Raw genomic sequence first — 3,601 nt, 5'->3', positions numbered from 1 at the left:
TTGATGAAAACCCATACCTTAGCTGATGTTGCAGTATTAATTGATAAAGTGAATAAGTATGATGCTGATATTATCAATTTGGGTAGTGAAGATGATGAAGAGAATGAAACGGATGATCTACAGATTGAAAAGGCGGAGAAAGCTCTTGGTTTGAAATTCACATCCTCTTACAAAGTTTTTTTAAAGAAATATGGAGGAGGAGAAATTGGTGGTGAAGAAATTTTTAGCATTTATGGAGATTGTGTAGGCATTCCTGCTGGTGATATTGTTTACCAAAACGTACTCGATAGAAAACGTGGTTTTGCGACACCAGAACAGCTTATCGTTTGTGATGCTGATTTTGATGAAACCTTTTATTTTGATTATACACAGTTTCGGGATGGTGAATGCCCACTCTATGTCAAGCTTGCATTGGGTGATTGCGAATATTACGCAAGTAATTTTTATGAATTCCTTTGCAAAAGGATTATAGTACACGTGGGAGATGAGATACTTGATGGTGATCAACCAATTGAAAAACCTGAGACCCCTCCCACTCCGCAACTGATACCTTTTTACAAGCGCTTTTGGAAAAAGTTATGGAGGAGATGACATGGATGGTGAGGAAATCTCTAGTCTTTCTAGAGATCCTCAGTATTATATAAGTAATTTTTATACAAAAGAATTAAGGAGCATGCAGGGGAGGATTCATGAAAACTTACACTTTAGCTGATGTTGCACAATTAGTTGATAAATATAGTCATCGTATCAATTTTGGCACTAAAGATGAAGCAGTTGATGATGTACTGATTGAAAAAGCAGAAAAAACTCTTGGTTTGCAGTTTACATCTTCTTATAAAAGTTTTTTAAAAAACTATGGAAGAGCAGAGATCTGTGGTGAGGAAATATTAAGTGTTTATAATACAAATTTTGAAATTGCTCGTAGTGATGATATTGTTTATTATCATATAACGGATATAGAAAATGGTTTAGCAAAACCACAGCAGCTTGTTGTGAGTAGAACAGATTTTGGTGAGACATTTTATTTTGATTACTCTCAGTTTCAGGATGGTGAGTGTCCGCTCTATCTTAGATTTCCACCTGGCGATCCCCAGTATTACGCAGGTAACTTTTATGAATTTCTTTGTAAAAGGATTACAGATAACTTGAAGTAAATTTCTTTGTATGGTGGTTTTACTTCTGAATTCCAATGTTAAACCACCATTATTTTTTTAGGGGGGATCATCTATGAAAACCTACACCTTAGCTGATGTTGCAGTATTAATTGATAAAGTAAATAAATATGATGATGATATTATCAATTTTGGTACTGCAAAAAATGCGGTTGATGATCTCGTGATTGAAAAAGCGGAGAAGGCTCTCGGTTTACAATTCACATCTTCTTACAAAGTTTTTCTAAAAAAATATGTAGGAGGGGAAATTGGTGGTGAAGAAATTTATAGCCTTTATGGAGATTGTGGGGAAGGTATTCCTGCTGGTGATATTGTTTTTCAAAATTTAAATGATAGAAAACGTGGTTTTATGACACCACAACAGCTTCTTGTGTGTGATGCTGATTTTGATGAAACCTTTTATTTTGATTATACACAGTTTCGGGATGGTGAATGCCCACTCTATGTCAAGCTTGCATTGGGTGATTGTGAATATTACGCGAGTAATTTTTATGAATTCCTTTGCAAAAGGATTATAGTACACGTGGGAGAAGAGATACCTGATGGTGATCAACCGATTGAAAAACCTGAGACCCCTCCCATTCCGCAACCTATTCCTTTTTACAAGCGCTTTTGGAAAAAGTTATGGGGGAGATGACAAGAGGGGGTGAGAAAATATGTAACGTTTATAAGGGATATACAGCAGATATTCCGAGTAGTGATATTGTTTACGATCACTTAATTTGCTTCCAAGAAAAATTTTGCAGAACTTGCCGCTCAGGGAGATCTTGACAAACTTGCGGCGAAGAAAGAACTGACCAAAGAAGCTGCTAAAGAAAAAAAACATTGGTTAAAAAAGAAACCCACTAAATTTACCGATAGCAAATTTGGTCAGACCAACAAAGTCTATCAGAGAGACGATTTGTTTGATCCTAACAAAAGGGTTAAATGGAAAGAAAACAAAAAAGACGTGTGGGGCACCAATCTTGAAAGAATGGAAACAGGGAGAGCACCTATAGGATATGATGGTGAGTCTGTAGAGTTACATCATCTCTCACAAACGCCTGATGGACCCATAGCAGAGATTAGCCATGAGTTTCATAAAAAATATACTTCCGTGATTCATGCTAATCCCAAAACACATCAATCGCTTATAGAGAGAAAAAAGTTTGAGAAGCAGAGAGAGGAATATTGGAAGGAACGTGCTAAAGGCTATAGAGAACAAAAAAACAGTCAGTTAGGAGGAATAATCGATATGAGATGGGGTATCATAGGTCTAGATTTTAACAGATGGGGACAGGAGCATCAGCAGTAATGCTCTACGGTTGATGAAAAGAGAAAAAACAGAGACTTATAAAATAATTGATGGAGAATAATTGATGAAAACCCATACCTTAGCTGATGTTGCAGTATTAATTGATAAAGTAAATAAATATGATGCTGATATTATCACTTTTGGTAGTGAAGATGATGAAGAGAATGAAACAGATGATCTACAGATTGAAAAGGCGGAGAAAGCTCTTGGTTTGAAATTCACATCCTCTTACAAAGTTTTTTTAAAAAAATATGGAGGAGGAGAAATTGGTTATGAGGAAATTTTTAGCATTTATGGAGACGGTGGGGAAGGTATTCCTGCTGGTGATATTGTTTACCGGAACTTACTCGATAGAAAAGATGGTTTTGCTACACCAGAACAGCTTGTCGTTAGCAGAACAGATTTTGGTGAAACTTTTTACTTTGATTATACGCAGTTTCGGGATGGAGAATGCCCACTTTATGTCATGCTTCCATCTGAAGATTGCGAATATTACGCGAGTAATTTTTATGAATTCCTTTGCAAAAGAATTAAAGAGCACGTGGGAGATGAGATACTTGATGGTGATCAACCGATTGAAAAACCTGAGACCCCTCCCATTCCGCAACCTATTCCTTTTTACAAGCGCTTTTGGAAAAAATTATGGAGGAGATGACAAGAGGGGGGGGTGAGAAAATATGTAACGTTTATAAGGGATATACAGCAGATATTCCTAGTAGTGGTATTGTTTATGATCACTTAATTTGCTTCCAAGAAAAATCTTGCAGAACTTGCTGCTCAGGGAGATCTTGACAAACTTGCGGCGAAGAAAGAACTGACCAAAGAAGCTGTTAAAGAAAAAAAACATTGGTTAAAAAAGAAACCCATTAAATTTACCGATAGCAAATTTGGTCAGACCAACAAAGTCTATCAAAGAAACGATTTATTTGATCCTAACAAAAGGGTTAAATGGACTGAAAACAAAAAAGAAGTGTGGGGTACCAATCTTGAAAGAATGGAAACAGGAAGAGCACCTATATGATATGATGGTGAGTCTGTAGAGTTGCATCACTTAAAGCAAACCCCTGATGGCCCCTTAGCAGAAACTAGTAAGGAATTTCATAACCAATATAGTTCTGTTATTCATGCTAATCCC

At 36.4% G+C, this 3,601-nt stretch carries 5 protein-coding genes and 1 pseudogene; all 6 read left to right on the top strand.

All coding sequences use genetic code 11. From position 1 onward, the window contains the following. Window positions 1-3 precede the first annotated feature (3 nt). Window positions 4-591 (top strand): SMI1/KNR4 family protein, encoded by a 588-nt coding sequence (locus tag BN200_RS02395; protein ID WP_019220834.1) that lies wholly within the window; start codon window positions 4-6, stop codon window positions 589-591. A gap of 98 nt (window positions 592-689) precedes the next feature. Next, a complete protein-coding gene (locus BN200_RS02390) occupies window positions 690-1,154 on the top strand; it encodes an SMI1/KNR4 family protein (RefSeq protein ID WP_019220833.1) in 465 nt (154 codons plus the stop codon). 73 nt (window positions 1,155-1,227) lie between these two features. After that, window positions 1,228-1,809 (top strand): SMI1/KNR4 family protein, encoded by a 582-nt coding sequence (locus BN200_RS02385; RefSeq protein ID WP_019220832.1) that lies wholly within the window; start codon window positions 1,228-1,230, stop codon window positions 1,807-1,809. A 264-nt stretch (window positions 1,810-2,073) separates the two neighbouring features. Continuing rightward, entirely contained in the window at window positions 2,074-2,466 is a 393-nt protein-coding gene (locus BN200_RS02380) for an HNH/ENDO VII family nuclease (RefSeq protein ID WP_019220831.1), read from the top strand. A gap of 64 nt (window positions 2,467-2,530) precedes the next feature. Next, entirely contained in the window at window positions 2,531-3,121 is a 591-nt protein-coding gene (locus BN200_RS02375) for an SMI1/KNR4 family protein (RefSeq protein ID WP_019220830.1), read from the top strand. Between the two features lie 381 nt (window positions 3,122-3,502). Continuing rightward, window positions 3,503-3,601, top strand: a pseudogene (locus tag BN200_RS09575) (HNH/ENDO VII family nuclease); the annotation flags it as partial.

This window comes from Bartonella senegalensis OS02 (assembly GCF_000312545.1).
GTDB lineage: Bacteria > Pseudomonadota > Alphaproteobacteria > Rhizobiales > Rhizobiaceae > Bartonella > Bartonella senegalensis.
The sequence above is the reverse complement of the archived record's forward strand: the minus strand, read 5'-3'. Positions and strand labels throughout refer to the sequence as shown.

Bases quoted from the DNA above. Each gene is read 5' to 3' on its own strand.
- BN200_RS02395 (WP_019220834.1), top strand. From the start codon at position 4: ATGAAAACCCATACCTTAGCTGATGTTGCAGTATTAATTGATAAAGTG.
- BN200_RS02390 (WP_019220833.1), top strand. From the start codon at position 690: ATGAAAACTTACACTTTAGCTGATGTTGCACAATTAGTTGATAAATAT.
- BN200_RS02385 (WP_019220832.1), top strand. From the start codon at position 1,228: ATGAAAACCTACACCTTAGCTGATGTTGCAGTATTAATTGATAAAGTA.
- BN200_RS02375 (WP_019220830.1), top strand. From the start codon at position 2,531: ATGAAAACCCATACCTTAGCTGATGTTGCAGTATTAATTGATAAAGTA.